Annotated in this window: 14 protein-coding genes; 7 read left to right on the top strand and 7 right to left on the bottom strand. The window is 70.7% G+C overall.

What is annotated here, in order from left to right:
* Positions 1–12: 12 nt before the first annotated feature.
* From WMF36_RS45175 to WMF36_RS45155, 5 genes are all read left to right on the top strand, one after another.
* Positions 13–1377, top strand: a complete 1365-nt coding sequence (locus WMF36_RS45175; protein WP_437577054.1) for an MATE family efflux transporter — start codon at positions 13–15, stop codon at positions 1375–1377.
* 49 nt (positions 1378–1426) lie between these two features.
* Positions 1427–3232: an asparagine synthase (glutamine-hydrolyzing) gene (asnB, locus tag WMF36_RS45170; RefSeq protein WP_437577053.1), complete on the top strand. Its 1806-nt coding sequence runs from the start codon at positions 1427–1429 to the stop codon at positions 3230–3232.
* 351 nt (positions 3233–3583) lie between these two features.
* Entirely contained in the window at positions 3584–4489 is a 906-nt protein-coding gene (locus WMF36_RS45165; RefSeq protein ID WP_437577052.1) for a phytanoyl-CoA dioxygenase family protein, read from the top strand.
* Between the two features lie 13 nt (positions 4490–4502).
* Positions 4503–5339 carry a nicotianamine synthase family protein gene (locus WMF36_RS45160; RefSeq protein WP_437577051.1) on the top strand — a complete coding sequence of 279 codons (837 nt, stop codon included), beginning with the start codon at positions 4503–4505 and terminating at the stop codon, positions 5337–5339.
* 53 nt (positions 5340–5392) lie between these two features.
* On the top strand, positions 5393–6544 hold the full coding sequence (locus WMF36_RS45155; RefSeq protein WP_437577050.1) for a methionine aminotransferase: 1152 nt from the start codon (positions 5393–5395) through the stop codon (positions 6542–6544).
* A 32-nt stretch (positions 6545–6576) separates the two neighbouring features.
* Here the strand turns inward: WMF36_RS45155 and mtnA are convergent, their stop codons facing one another.
* The 4 genes from mtnA to WMF36_RS45135 form a co-directional block, all read right to left on the bottom strand.
* Complete coding sequence (gene mtnA / locus WMF36_RS45150; protein WP_437577049.1) at positions 6577–7683, bottom strand: S-methyl-5-thioribose-1-phosphate isomerase; 1107 nt, start codon at positions 7681–7683, stop codon at positions 6577–6579.
* Entirely contained in the window at positions 7680–8564 is an 885-nt protein-coding gene (locus tag WMF36_RS45145) for an S-methyl-5'-thioadenosine phosphorylase (RefSeq protein WP_437577048.1), read from the bottom strand. Before WMF36_RS45145 ends, mtnA begins: the two co-directional genes overlap by 4 nt.
* Before the next feature lie 120 nt (positions 8565–8684).
* Positions 8685–9230, bottom strand: coding sequence for a 1,2-dihydroxy-3-keto-5-methylthiopentene dioxygenase (locus WMF36_RS45140; protein WP_437577047.1), 546 nt, complete (start codon positions 9228–9230; stop codon positions 8685–8687).
* A complete protein-coding gene (locus WMF36_RS45135) occupies positions 9227–9871 on the bottom strand; it encodes a methylthioribulose 1-phosphate dehydratase (protein ID WP_437582046.1) in 645 nt (214 codons plus the stop codon). Before WMF36_RS45135 ends, WMF36_RS45140 begins: the two co-directional genes overlap by 4 nt.
* A 321-nt stretch (positions 9872–10192) precedes the next feature.
* Between WMF36_RS45135 and WMF36_RS45130 the strand changes: the two genes are divergently transcribed.
* Entirely contained in the window at positions 10193–11047 is an 855-nt protein-coding gene (locus tag WMF36_RS45130) for an aspartyl/asparaginyl beta-hydroxylase domain-containing protein (protein WP_437577046.1), read from the top strand.
* 209 nt (positions 11048–11256) lie between these two features.
* Entirely contained in the window at positions 11257–11739 is a 483-nt protein-coding gene (locus WMF36_RS45125; protein WP_437577045.1) for a hypothetical protein, read from the top strand.
* Positions 11740–11790: 51 nt separating this feature from the next.
* Here the strand turns inward: WMF36_RS45125 and WMF36_RS45120 are convergent, their stop codons facing one another.
* The 3 genes from WMF36_RS45120 to WMF36_RS45110 all read right to left on the bottom strand — a co-directional run bounded on the left by WMF36_RS45120 (position 11791) and on the right by WMF36_RS45110 (position 14514).
* Entirely contained in the window at positions 11791–12147 is a 357-nt protein-coding gene (locus tag WMF36_RS45120) for a response regulator (protein WP_437577044.1), read from the bottom strand.
* Between the two features lie 91 nt (positions 12148–12238).
* The gene (locus WMF36_RS45115; RefSeq protein WP_437577043.1) at positions 12239–12973 is read right to left on the bottom strand and encodes a response regulator; all 735 of its coding nucleotides are present in this window, start codon (positions 12971–12973) and stop codon (positions 12239–12241) included.
* A 23-nt stretch (positions 12974–12996) separates the two neighbouring features.
* A complete protein-coding gene (locus tag WMF36_RS45110) occupies positions 12997–14514 on the bottom strand; it encodes a sensor histidine kinase (RefSeq protein ID WP_437577042.1) in 1518 nt (505 codons plus the stop codon).
* Between the last annotated feature and the right edge of the window lie 15 nt (positions 14515–14529).

Here is a 14529-nt window from a genome sequence, read left to right as displayed (position 1 = left end):
AGGGATCGACCGATGGCCCAGCACCGAACCCAGCCCGGCGAGCCGCCCTTGAGCTTCGGGTCGTACTGGAAGCTCGCGCTTCCCCTGACCCTCGCCGGCCTGTCGGGGCCTATCATGAACGCCACCGACACCGCCGTCATGGGGCACTTCGGCGACGCGACCACGATGGGCGGAGTCGCCGTCGGCAGTCAGATCTTCAACACGCTCTACTGGCTCCTCGGCTTCTTCCGGACCAGCACGAGCGGCTTCGCCGCCCAGGCGCGCGGCGCCGACGATCGCCAGGAAGCCGCCTTGCAGCTGTTTCGCCCGCTGGTCTTCGCCGGTCTGGTCGGCTGCGTCTTTCTGCTGCTGAAGGCGCCTCTGGGGGCCGCCGGCCTCGATCTGATGGGCGCCCACGGAGCGATCGCGTCTCACGCGGCAGCCTACTACGAGGCGCGCATCTGGGGGGCGCCTGCGGTGCTGATGGGCTACGTGGTCGCAGGCTGGCTCATCGGCATGGCCGAGGTGCGCTGGGCCATGCTCCTTTATGTCGGGATGGACCTCCTCAACCTCGTCCTGACCGTCACCTTCGTGAAGGTGCTCGGCCTCGGGGTGAGCGGCGTCGCCTGGGCCACCGTGCTGGCCGAGGTGACGAAGGTCCTGGCCGGTTTCCTTGTGATCTGGCGCAGAGGCCACCTGCGGGGCGTCCATCTCCGAGGGCAGCACTTCGTCGATGTCCACGCGATCACCCGCATGTGGCGGGTGAACGGCGACGTGCTGGTGCGCACCACCTGCCTCCTCGGCGTCTTCGGCTGGATCACGCGCCAGAGCGCGCTGCTCGGCCCCGAGGTCCTGGCCGTCAACGCGATCCTCATGCACATGCAGATCGTCATCTCCAGCGCGCTCGGCGGGCTCGGCAACACCGCGGGGATGCTCGCTGGCCAGGCGATCGGGGCTCAGTCCCGGCAGCGCTTCCACGACACCCTCCGGCTCTCGTTCTGGACTGCCTCGCTGTCCGCGCTGGCCATCAGCCTCGGGTGCCTCGTCGCGCAGCCGGCCCTCCTCGGGCTGTTCACCCCGGTGGAGTCCATCGTGCAGACGACGGGCCGCTACTACGTCTGGATGGTCCTGTTCCCGGTCGCGATCTTCTGGAGCATGATCCTCGAGTGCGTCTTCACGGGCGCGACCCGGGCTGGCCCCGTCCGCAACTCGCTGCTCGCCGCCACCGTGGTCTTCTTCGTCACCTGGCCCGTCTTCTCGGCCCGCTGGGGCAACCACGGGCTCTGGATGGCCTTCCTCCTGTTCAGCCTGACGCGCTCTCTCTATCTCCAGCTGGCGCTCCCGAGGCTCGTGCCGCTGGCGTTCCCGGCGCGCTCTCGAGAGCCCGTCGCCGCCTGACGCCCGCTCCCCGCGGGCCGTCGTCCCCTCACTTCCAGGAGAATGCTCGATGTGTTCCATCGCCGGCATCTTCAACAAGAAGCGGCCCATCGCCGCCGCGCAGCACGACGAGATGGCGTTGCTCCTCGACGCGATGCACCACCGCGGGCCCGACGCGCGGGGCGCCCTGCAGTGCGCGAGCTGGGCTCTCCTCGGGAGCAACCGGCTGCGCATCACCGACGCCGGGAACCCGGGCGCGGACATGCCGCTCACCTCGATCGATGGGCGCCTCGCCATCGTCTATAACGGCGAGATCTACAACCACCGCGACCTGCGAAGGCGGCTGTCGGGCTTCCGGTTCAGGACCGCCTCGGACACCGAGGTCATCCTCGCGGCGTACGAGGCCTGGGGGCTCGCCTGCCTGGAGCGGCTCGAGGGCATGTTCGCCTTCGCCCTCTTCGACAATGCGACGCAGACGGGGGTCATCGCCTGCGACCCCACCGGGCAGAAGACCGTCTATCTATGGGAGGACGACGACGCGCTGGTCTTCGCCTCGGAGATCGACCCGCTCGTCAAGAACCCCTACCGGAGGAAGGACTGGGACCTCGAAGGTCTCGCGGAGTTCACCGCGCACCGCTTCATCCTCGGCAGCGCGACGCACATCCGGCAGATCCGGAAGCTCGAGTCCGGCACCTGGCTCAAGAGGACGCCCGAGCGGCAGGAGGCAGGGCGCTTCTACAGGATCCCGCGCGGCGACCTGTCGAGGATCGACGTCCCCGCGGTCCAGCAGGAGATCAGGGACGCCGTCGTCGACGGCTGCCGCAACACGTTCGATCTGGAGGTCCCCTACGGCCTCCTGCTGAGCGGCGGTATCGACTCCACGGCCGTCCTCGCAGCGGCGCGACGGGCGGGCCTCCCCATGAAAACGTTCTCTATCGGCTTTCGGCCGACGGGTCAGCTCCTCCCTCGGAGCACCAGCGTCTTCGACGAGTTCGCCTACTCGAGAGAGCTGGCCCGGGAGCTCTCGACGGAGCACACCGAGATCACGCTGTCGGACGCCGACTACTGCGCTTACCTCGACCGGTGGATCGCGATCGCCGGCGAGCCGCTCGGCTCCCAGGAGGCGCCCTGCCTCATCCGGCTCTTCGAGGAGGCCGGCCGAGAGACGCGCGTCATCTTCTCCGGGAGCGGACCTGACGAGATCTTCGACGGCTACTCCTACGGCCAGGCGATGGCGGACGTGCCCCTCTCCGAGCTCGCCGAGCGCTACTACGCGACCTTCCGCTGGTCCGGGACGACCGACCTCGGGCAGCTCATGCCTCACCACGACGCCGCGCGCCTGACGACCGGCAAATACCGCGAGATCCTCTCGCTCTACCGCGACTGGCCGCTCGACAGCCTGCAGGCCGTGCAGCTCCTGCACTTCCACGGCCGGCTCGCCGTCTACGAGTTCCGGCAGATGGATCTCATCAGCATGCGCCACAGCGTCGAGGCCCGCTCGCCCCTCGCGAGCGCCGGGGTCGTCCGCAGCGCCTTCGATTTCCATAGCCGGCTGAAGCAGCTCGGCGGTCACGAGAAGGGAATCTACAAGCAGGCCCTCGCGGATCTCGTTCCCCCGGTCATCGCCTCGCGCAAGAAGCAAGGGTTCCCCATCCCCGGAGAGATGTGGTTCTCGAGGCCGTTCGTGGAGAGGGCAGCCATCCTGTTCGACCCTGGTTGTGTGCTGAGCAGCACCGGCCTCATCGATCGGAGGTACCTGAAGAGGCTCTGGGAGGACCCGGACCCGGCCACGCGCAACCTGTTCTCCCGCCTGTACACCGCGGAGGGCATCCTCCGGCGCCAGGCGCCGCACCTCTCGCCGTCGCGGGCCGCATGATCCGGGGCGCGTCGCGACCGGTAGACGACGTCCCATGGGCGAGGCCCGCAATAATCGCAACTCATTTGCAATTGACTTTTTGTTTCCGCTGGCACATAAGGAGCCTGCCGGCGGCAACAAGACCGCCGGCGGTCCCATCATGCCTGCGGCGAAGGGACGTCTGGAGCCGTGCGGCGAAGACCCCGCGCGCGGCGCGCCAGGTCTCGAGATCACACGGTACGCCCGACGATCTCGCGCCTGATCTCCCGTCAACCGCCTGCGCGCCCTCGGCGCCATGACGTTGCGCGCCCTGCCGCCTGCGGCAGCGGCGCTGTGGTTCGAAGAGGCACGTTGCTTGGGAAGGGAGTCCTTATGAATGTGATGGATGAGCCGGTCGCGAGCCCTCCTCCGGGCACACCGCCATGGAGGACGGACCGGGCGCGCCTCCTCGCCGAGGGATACACCGTGGTCCCCGGCGTCCTCGGTCTCGACGAGGTGCGCCGGTACCACGCGCTCGCGAGGCGGATCCTCGCCCCGCAGCAGGCCAGGGACTACCAGGAGAAGCACGCCGCGATCGGCAGCCTGCTCGATATCCTGCGAGAGCCGGGGTTCGTCGACCTCATCGCGCACCCGCGGGCCCTCGCCGAGCTCCGTCGCCTCGAGCTCGACGAGCCGCGCTACGAGCACGGCATCGTCTTCAACAAGCTGCCGAGGACACCGCGGACCTTCTGGCACCAGGACTGCACGATCTGGAACCACGCGGTCGCGTACGAGCCGGAGCCGCACGAGCTGATCCTCATCTACTACCTCGTCGACACGACCCCCCACAACGGCTGTCTCCGCGTGATCCCGGGCAGCCACAGGAGACGCCACCCGCTCCATGAGCCGCTGCGCGGGGCCAGCATCCCGGATCTGGAGCGCATGCGGGATCCGGGCTCGCCCGCCTTCCGCAGCTATCCCGACGAGATTACGATCGCGGTCAAGGCGGGCGATCTGGTCGTCGTCGACGTGCGCCTCCTGCACGCCACCCACGCGAACGACAGCGACGCGGAGCGCACCGCGCTGAGCCTCTGGTACATCCCGGCCTGTCGCGATCTACCCGAGTGCGTCCGCGCCCGCTTCACGCTCCGGACGGGGGTGGATGAGCGGCTGCCGTACGTGCCGGCGGACTGGCCCGACGACGCCGCGGCGCGGCTCCGCGCGCTTTTGCCGGCGGCTTACGACGGGAGCGTCACGCCCTTGCCCTGGCACACCGACCCTGACGAACGGCTCCGCTGATCTGGAGGGCCCCATGAACACGATCACCGATCCTTCGCTTTCGACACGCATTCACCTCATCTACCAGGAGCTCGCGACCATGGGCTCCCTCGAGCCGAGCCAGCGGGTGAACCACCTGTTCGGCGAGCTCGTGAGCATCTCCATGTCCCGATCGCGCGGCGAGGCCGACGAGGTGCTCGGAGATCCGGTCGTGAGCACGATCCGGGAGGGCCTGTGGCGCGTCTGCTCACGCGGTGAGTTCGAGCTGGAGCGCCACTGGGCGCGGCGCATCGTCGCGGCGGACGACCCGGCGGCCGAGCTCCGGAGCTTCCCCTACGCCGTCAACTACGAGAAGCTGACCCGGCTCGAGCTCTCCAGCCTGCGGGGCGTGCGCGACGAGCTGCCGCGGCGCGTGCTGTTCATCGGCTCCGGGCCGCTCCCCTTCACCTCGATCCTGCTCGCGGAGCGCCACGGCCTCGCGGTCAGCAACATCGACGTCGACGAGGAGGCGTGCGCCGCCGCCCGCGCGATCGCGCGGCGGCTCGGGCTCTCGGACAGGCTCGAGTTCGCCTGCGCCGACGCGCTGTCCTGCACCGACCTCTCGGAGTTCGACTGCGTGTTCCTGGCCGCGCTCGTCGGCATGAACCGGCGCGAGAAGAGCCGCCTGCTCCACCACCTCCACGGCGTGATGCGCCCGGGCGCGCTGCTCCTCGTCCGCAGCTCGCAGCGCCTCCGCACGCTCCTTTACCCCGAGGTCGACATCCATGGAATGGCGCCGTTCGAGCCGCTCCTGGAGATCCATCCGCACGACGAGGTGATCAACTCGGTGATCATCGCCGAGCGGCCGGGGCACGACCGGGGCGCCGGCTGAGGGGGTCGCATGCTACGATCCCGGCCTGTCAGGACCCGGCCGAGGAGCCCATCATGACCACGCCTGCGTTCCCATCGAAGCTGCCGTCGACCGGCGTCAGCATCTTCACGGTGATGTCGCGCCTGGCGAACGAGCACGGCGCCATCAACCTGTCGCAGGGCTTTCCGGATTTCGACTGCGCGCCGGAGCTCTGCGAGGCCGTGGCCCGCCACATGCGCGCCGGCCACAACCAGTATGCCCCGATGCAGGGGGTGCTGGCCCTGCGCGAGGCGCTGGCCCTGAAGATCGAGCGGCTCTATGGCCGCCGCTACGATCCGGCGACCGAGATCACGATCACCTCGGGCGCGACCGAGGGCATCTTCAGCACGATCACCGCGTTCGTCCGCCCCGGGGACGAGGTCATCCTGTTCCAGCCCTGTTACGACTCGTACGCGCCGGCCGTGCAGCTGAACGGCGGAACGCCCGTGTTCGTCACGCTCCGGTTTCCGGAGTACCGCGTCGACTGGGACGAGGTGCGGCGCGCGCTCACGCCGCGCACGCGGCTCCTGCTCATCAACTCGCCGCACAACCCGACCGGAACGGCGCTGTCCGCCGACGACATGCGCGAGCTCGCGCGGGTCGTGGACGGGCGGGACGTCATCGTCGTCAGCGACGAGGTGTACGAGCACATCCTCTTCGACGGGCGCCGGCACGAGAGCCTCGCGCGGTACCCGGAGCTCTCCGACCGCTCCGTCGTCATCAGCTCCTTCGGCAAGACGTACCACACGACCGGCTGGAAGGTGGGCTATTGCGCGGCGCCGCAGCCGCTCTCGGCCGAGATCCAGCGGGTGCACCAGTTCGTGACGTTCGCGGTGAATGCGGCCATCCAGCACGCGTATGCCGAGGTCGTGTCGCGCGACCCGCTCGCGGCCGATCTCGCGCCCTTCTACCAGGCGAAGCGGGACCTGTTCCTGAGGCTCATCGAGGGCTCGCGGTTCCGTCCGCTGCCGTGCGAGGGCACGTATTTCCAGCTGGTCGACACCTCCGCGATCACGACCGAGCGAGACGCCGACTTCGCGCTGCGCCTCCTCCGCGAGCACGGCGTCGCCTCGATCCCGATCTCGCCGTTCCTCTCCGGTGTGGAGCCCGGGCCCGTCCTGCGGTTCTGCTTCGCCAAGCGGGACGAGACGCTGGAACGCGCGGCGGAGCGGCTACGCCGGGTCTGAGGGAGCGCCGCCGCGACCGCGCCCCGAGCCCTTCAGGCGCCCACCGGCGCCCGCTCCGGGAAGAGCGACCGCAGCCCGTCCGGGGAGGCCTCGCACACCCCGCGCTCGGTGATGAGCGCCGTGACCAGCCGCGCGGGCGTCACGTCGAAGGCGTGGTTGGCCGCCGGGCTCCCCGGCGGGGTGATGCGCACCGTCGCGAGCTCGCCGGACGGTAGCCGCCCGGTGACGTCGCAGAGCTCCGCGCCGTCGCGCTGCTCGATGGGGATCTCGCGCACGCCGTCCTGAAGGGCCCAGTCGATGGTGGGCGACGGGAGCGCCACATAGAAGGGCACGCCGTTGTCCTTGGCCGCGAGCGCCTTGAGGTAGGTGCCTATCTTGTTCGCCACGTCGCCGCGCGCCGTCGTGCGGTCCGTGCCCACGATGCACAGGTCCACCAGGCCGTGCTGCATGAGGTGGCCCCCCGCGTTGTCGGCGATGACGGTGTGCGGCACGCCGTGCTGGCCCAGCTCCCACGCCGTGAGGCCGGCGCCCTGGTTGCGCGGTCGCGTCTCGTCCACCCAGACGTGAACGGGGATACCCGCGTCGTGCGCCATGTAGATGGGCGCGAGCGCCGTGCCCCAGTCCACGGTGGCCAGCCACCCCGCATTGCAGTGGGTGAGCACGTTGACGCGCCCCTCGCGCCCTCTGCGCGCCCAGGCCTCGTGAAGGAGCTGCAGCCCGTGCTCGCCGATGGCGCGGTTGATGGCGACATCCTCTTCGCACAGCGCCGCCGCGCGCCGGTAGGCGGCGGCCGCGCGCTCCGGCGGCGGCAGCGGCGCCACCGCGCGCCGCACCTCGTCGAGCGCCCAGCGCAGGTTCACGGCCGTGGGGCGCGCGCTGCCGAGGAGCGCGTACGCCCGTTCCAGCGCCCCGTCCGACGCATCCTGCCGCAGCGCGAGGCACATCCCGTACGCGGCCGTGGCGCCGATGAGGGGCGCCCCGCGCACCAGCATGCCGCGGATCGCGCGCGCGGCTTCGTCCGCCGTGGCCAGCCGCGCTGTCGTGACGTGGTGCGGCAGTCGGGTCTGGTCGATGACACCGACGGACCAGCCGTCGGCCTCGACCCAGATGGAGCGCATGGGCTTCCCGAGGACCTTCATGGACGCAGCACCCGGCCGGCCACGGCGGCGAGCTTGTCGACGAGCGCGGGGTCGCGCGCCTCCGGAGCGGTGATGATCGCGCTGTCCAGCGCCGTCTGGCAGCCGTGACGGCAGGGGCCCTGATGGCTGCCCAGGAGAGGCACCACGTTCTTCACCAGCGCGCGCGCCCTGTCGGCGTTGCGCAGCAGCACGGAGACCACCTGATCCACGCTGACGGCGTCGTGGTCCGGGTGCCAGCAATCGAAGTCCGTCACCATGGCCACCGTCGCGTAACAGAGCTCCGCCTCCCGGGCGAGCTTGGCCTCGGGCATGTTGGTCATGCCGATGACGTCGCAGCCCCAGCCCCGGTACAGCTCGCTCTCGGCGAGCGACGAGAACTGCGGCCCTTCCATCACCAGGTACTTGCCGCCGCGCCGCACCGTGATGTCGAGGCCCTCGCAGGCGGCCATCACCGCGTCGCCCAGCCGCGGGCACACCGGCCTCGCCATGGATACGTGCGCCACCATGCCCGTGGAGAAGAAGCTCTTGTGACGCGCGAACGTGCGATCGATGAACTGGTCTACCACCACGAAGGTGCCCGGCGGCAGGTCCTCGCGCAGGCTGCCCACCGCGGACAGCGAGAGGACGTCCGTGACGCCGCTGCGCTTGAGCGCGTCGATGTTCGCCCTGAAGTTGATCTCCGACGGCGGGACGCGGTGGCCGCGGCCGTGCCGCGGCAGGAACACTACGCGGTGGCCGTGCAGCGTGCCGAAGCACAGCTCATCCGAGGGGTCGCCGAAGGGCGAGGACACCTTGCGCCAGGTGACGTCGCTCAGGCCGTCGATCTGGTACAGGCCGCTGCCGCCGAGGACGCCGAGCACGGGTGTGGGGGAACGGGACATGGTGAGGCTCCGGGAGCGCTGAGCGGGTTGGAACGCTGCAACAGGGGAACAGGACGTCTTTCACGAAGGCGATGGGGCTCGTCGTCCCCTCGATGTCGGTGACGACCGCCCGCACCCCGCTCACGGCGCGTACCTGGGGAACAGGTCCGCGATGTTGCTCCCGGTGAAGTCACCCACCCAGCCCTCCGGCCGCTCGAAGAAGCGGATGGCCGCGAACAGGGGCCGAGGTCCCATATCGAACCAGTGCCGCATCCCGGCGGGCACGCTGATGAGGTCGCCGCGCGTGCACACGATCTGGAACACCTGCTGCCCGGAGTGCAGATAAAAGCAGCCGCTGCCCTCCACCATGATGCGGGACTCGTCCTCGGTGTGCGTGTGCTCGGAGAGGAACTTCTTCCGCGCTTGCTCCGCGGCCGGCGCGTCCGGCTTCATGCGCACCACGTCGACGATCTCGTAGCCGTGCGCCGCTCGCTCGGCCTCCACCACGTGGCGGTAGGCGACGAGCACCTCCACCTGCCCGGCGCCGTCCGGCAGCGGGATGGACGCGTCCACGCGCTCGAAGCGGACGCCGACGGCGCCGAGCTCGCGGCGGATGTCGTCGAGATCGGTGAACATACCCGACGGCTGACCCGGCTGGTCCTCGGGATAGATGGTCAGATGACTCATCGCCGCAACCTCATCTTCTCGAGCTCGTAGGTGAGCAGGTGTTCCAGCGCCACCGTGTGGCGGCGCGCCTCGCGCATGGAGCGGCCCCAGGCATAGAGACCGTGACCCGCGATGAGATAGCCCACCGCCTCCGGGCGGCGGGCCAGCTCCGCGGACACGCGCTCGGCGAGCCGCGGGACGTCCTGATCGTTGGGGAAGACAGGCACCACGACGGTCGCCTCGTGGGTGCGCGTGTCGCCGAGCGCCTTGAGCAGCTCGAAGCCGCGCAGCACGATCCCACCCTCGGCCTCGCGCAGCGAGGACAGGAGCGCGCTGACGACCGAGTGGGTGTGCAGCACGGCGGCCACCCCGGGGCGCTCGCGGTAAAGGTGGAGGTGCAGCGGCGTCTCCGCCGAGGAGCCCGGCGGCGGCGGTGCATGGATGTCCACCACCAAGATGTCGGCATCGGTCAGCTCGCCCTTGTCCACACCGGAGCGCGTGACCGCCGCCGTGCGCGCGTCGAGCCGGCGCGAGAGATTGCCGCTCGTGGCCGGCACGGCGTCGCGCAGGCTCAGGAATCGACCCGCCTCCACGAGCTCCCGGGCGGCCTCGGCCAGGGGGGTCGAGGCCGGGAAGGCCGCCGCGGGAGAAGCTGCCGAGATGCTCACCTGTCCTCTCCTCGATCGCCATCTACAACGGGAGTCGATTAAATGCAACCAATTTGCATTTGATCCTCACCGCTCGGACCTCCATCCTGGTCACGACGCGCGCAGGTGGCTCCGGGGACCACGATCTCGGGTCAGCACGCGATCGCGTCTCCGTGGACCTCATTTCATTTGCAATCAAGTTACATTAGTAGTATCAGGGGTGGGCGCGCCCGGGATCAAGCCCGGTCGCCGCGCGCCGCGGCGGCCCATCGACGTCGATGGGCAGGGCTCGCCCGCCATCTCGCCCTCTGCCAGGCGCCGCCGAATGGAGGCCTCATGCTGAAGTACACGTCCCAGCTCCGAGAGATCCCCCGCGACGTCATCGGCGGCATGCTCGAAGACGTCGCGCGCGCCGACATCCCGTGGTCCGAGAACTACTCGCGGTATCAGTCCGGCGGGTGGAAGACGGCCGCGCTCTACAACGCGAGCGGGGACTCGCAGGAGAACGACCTCGCCGACTGCGCGCCCGTCCCGACCGAGGTCGTCCCGCGGCTGCCCCGGGTCCGCGCCTTCGTCGAGGGGTCAGGCCTCAAGCTGATGTGGGTCAGGCTGCTCCGGCTCGACCCGGACGCGTTCCTGTGGGAGCACACGGACTACGGGGCTCACAACCTGAGCCGCGTTCCCCGGCTGCGGCTCCACGTTCCCCTGAAGACCAACCCGGACGCGCTCATCGTCCTGCCCTCGCGCTCGGTCCACATGAAGAGCGGCTTTCTCTGGAAGCTGTCTCCTCACCAGACGCGCCATGGCGCCTGCAACCGCGGCTCCGAGGACCGTATCCATCTGATCCTCGACTGCTACATGAACGGAACCCTGGAAGAGCTCATCTCCCGGGAGTTCCTCCACCCGGACGCGCTGCGGGACAAGCCCTGGCTCTCGGAGGAGCGCTTCGCGGAGCTCTGCCGCGCCGCCGACGCGCTGGTGAGCGGCGGACACCAGAGCGCCGCAGAGGACCTGTTCCGGAAGGTGTTCCACGATCACGATCTGGGTCCCCTGTCGAGCTATGACCTGCTCGCGCGCTATCACGAGGAGCGCGGCGACGCCGCCCGGCGGGATCACTGGTTGACCGAGAAGACCACCTTCCTGAACCTCAACGTGCCCGGACATCCGTTTTATCAGCGCGCCCAGGCGTGAGGCATGGAATCAAGGAATCAAAGCGTTCGAGGGATCGAGGCGCCCTACCGCTGCGCTGCCCCCAAGCTCACCCACATCGACCACCGCACAGCGCCTCCGGCGGCGCCCAAGGCGGAAAAATACGCCTGCTTGCCAGCGAGCCAGGACCTTCATAGCATGAACGGTTGCGAGCGCGCGGAGGCTCCGCGCTTCGCTGGAACGGGCGGATCATGCTTAAGATCGAACAAGCACAGACAGGCGCGCTGGAAGACCTCTCCCTGACCGGCGCCGAGGCGCGCCCGGCGGCCCGTCGAGAGCGGGAGCGGCTCGCCGGTCCGCGCGACGCCGCCCCGCCCAGCGAGGGCCGCATCAAGGCGGCCCCCGCGCGGCGCTGCGTCACGGCGCGCGCCGTCCGGTCCGACATGCTGCTCGTGCTCCTCGCCGCGCTCGTCGCGCTCGCCGCGGGCGGCGCCCTCGGGTGCGGCCACGCCTGCAACCACGGCTTCTCGCCGTGCCCGGCGGTGTCCCCCGCGACTTCGGTGCCGAGCTCGACGGCCGCAGCGGGCACCTGCCCGACCGAGTATCGCCCCCTGTGCCCGGGCCTCGACACCCGCTGCGTGACCGACAAGAACGGCTGCCAGGTCTGCGACTGCGCCGAGACCGGGGCGGCCCCGCTCCACCCGCGCGACGTGCAGGCGACCGACAGACAGTAGCGGGCGCCGCCGGACGAGCGGGCGCGGCGCCCCGCCGACGAGCGCGGCGCCTCAGCCGGCGAGCCGCCGGAGCCGCTCGAGCAGCTCCGGGAAGTCGATCCCCTTGGAGAGCACCGCGTCGGGCGGCGGCGCGCCGCCGAGGTCGTCGTCGCTGCTCCCGCTGAGCAGCACCGCCTTCGCGCGCGGCAGGCGCGCCCGCAGCGCCGGAAGGAGGTCGGTGCCGCGGCCGTCGCCGAGGTTCTGATCGAGGAGCGCGAGGTCGTACGCCGCGCCCTCCGCCGCGAGCTTCCGGCTGGCCTCGGCGAACGAGCCCGCCAGGTCGACCTGGAAGCCCTCGTCCTCGAGCAGCGTCGCGAGCACGAGCCGCGACGACGCGTCGTCGTCCACGAGCAGCACCGTCAGGCGCATGCCGCCCCCCGGCGCCGCCGCGGCCGGCGCGCTCCCGGCCGGGCACGGCGCGGCGCCCGCCTCCGCCGCGCCGGGCGATGTCCCACGGCCCTCAGCATGTCCCTGGATCGCTCCGGGCGCGCGCGATCGTGTGCATCAGCTCGCGCACATCGAACGGCTTGTGCAGGCAGGCGTACCCGCCCCGGCTCGTGAACGCGTGGATCATCTCCGGCGCCGCGTGGCCGGTCATCGCGATCACCGTGATCTGCCTGCTCATCCGCCGGAGCTGCTCGTACGTCTTCACGCCGTCCAGGGAGGGCATCGCCAGGTCGAGCACGCACACGTCGACCGCCTCGTCGCGCGCGCGCTGGATCGCCGTGTGCCCGTCGTACACGGCCTCGGCGCGCAGCCCCGCCGCCTTCAGCCCCGCCACGATCGACTCCGCCACATCGGGGAGATCGTCCACCACCAGCACGCCGCACGACCCGATCGCCCGCGCCACGATCCGCATGAGATGATCCATCGAGAACGGCTTGTAGATGATCGCGTAAACCCCCTCGCCGATGCCCTCCTCGATGAGCTGCTCGATCGCGAACGCGGTCATCAGCACCACCGTAAGATCCGGCTGGATCCGCCGGAGCTCCCGGAACGTCTCGACCCCGTTGAGGCCGGGCATCTTCACGTCGCTCAGCACGAGCGCGAAGCGCTGCTGCCGCACGAGCTCGAGCGCGTGCGCGCCGTCCCGCGCCTCGACGACCTCGTACCCTTCGAGCTCGAGGTTCGCGGCGACCGTGGCGCGCATCCCCTCCTCGTCGTCCACCACGAGCACCCGTCTTGTCGCTTGCATCGACGGCTGTCCCCCTTCCCCTGTCACGCGGGCTGTGTGGAGTGTACCTCGGGCGCCGCCGCGCGCGGGAGCCGGAGGGTGACCGTCGTCCCTGCGCCGAGCTCGCTCTCCACCGCGATCGTGCCGCCGTGCATCCGGACGACGCCGGCGGTGATGGCGAGCCCGAGGCCCGTCCCCTTCAGCTTCGTGCTGAAGAGCGGCTCGAAGATCTTCGCGAGGTCCTCCTTCTCGATCCCGGCCCCGTTATCGGCCACCGACAGGTTCAGCGCGTCGTCGCACACCGTCACGGACACGAGCACACGCCCCTCGCGCCCGGCCGGGATCGCCTCGGCCGCGTTCTGGATCAGGTTCACGAGCACCTGGCGGAACTGGTCCTTGTCGAGGCTCGGCACCGGCAGCGCGGCGGACACCTGGTTCACGAGGCGCACGTGCGCGGGCGCCGCGACGACCGAGATCGCGTCGTCCACGAGGGGCGCGAGCGGGCACGCGGAGCGGCAGAGCCTGCGCTCCCGCGCGAAGTCCAGGAGATCGCCGATGATCCTGGTGCACGCGAGGAGCTCCTTCTCCATGAGGCCGAGGAACTGGGCGACGCGCGGGTCGGCGCCGAGCTCGGTGCCGGCGAGGCGCTTCGTGAGGTAGTACGCCGCGTTCCTGACGGCGCCGAGCGGATTGCGGAGCTCGTGGCCGACGCTCGCCGCGAGCTGCCCTATCGCGGCGAGCCGCTCGACGCGCAGCCGCGACTCCTGGGCCTCGCGCAGGCTCTCGGCCATGTGGCGGAGCGCGACGCCGATACGCCCGAACTCGTGCTTTCCCAGGTCGGGCACGCGGTGGTCGAGGTCGCCTCCGGCGATGCGCCGCGAGCACTCGGCGAGCGCGCTGAACCCCCGCGCCATCGAGCGCAGGAGGCCGCCGAGGAGCACGACGAGGAGCAGGAGCGCCGCCGTCATCAGGGCCATGCTCGCGATCCTGATCCTCGCGCTCGCGCGGCCCGCCGCCGCGGCGTTTCGCGCGACGTCGCGCCGCGCGTCGCGGATGGCCGCGTCGATGTGGGGCACGAACCCGCGCTCGTACTCGGCCTCGGGGCGCTCCACGAACCGCCGGTGGGCGGCCAGCCGCTCCCCGGCGCTCGCCATGCGGGACACCTCGCCGACGTCCCCGGCGATCTTCGCGAGGCTCGCGCGCATCTTTCGCAGGCGCTCGTCCGCTTCCTGGGCCTCGCCCGGCTCCTCGCGGAGGCGCGGGTCCTCGACCCACGCCCGCTCGAGCGCCTCCACCGCGGAGAGGTCCCGCGCGACGAGCTCGGTCAGGTGGCGGAGCTCCTCGGTGTCGCCGCCGCCGAGGGAGATCTCCGCGGCTTCCCGCATGGCGCGGCCGGCGTGGTTGGCGAGCGTGATGTGGCGGGTGAGCGCCTCGTACGACAGCTCGGAGCGCCGCTGGAGCAGCGCCAGCCGGGCGGACGTCACGGTGAGCGCGCCGGTGGCGAGCAGGACGACCGCCGCGGCCACGGCGAAGATCAGCGCGAGGGCGGTCCGGATGCTCATCACGGCGCCTCCGCC

Source organism: Sorangium sp. So ce887, assembly GCF_051521455.1.
Classification (GTDB): domain Bacteria; phylum Myxococcota_A; class Polyangia; order Polyangiales; family Polyangiaceae; genus Sorangium.
The sequence above is the reverse complement of the archived record's forward strand: the minus strand, read 5'-3'. Positions and strand labels throughout refer to the sequence as shown.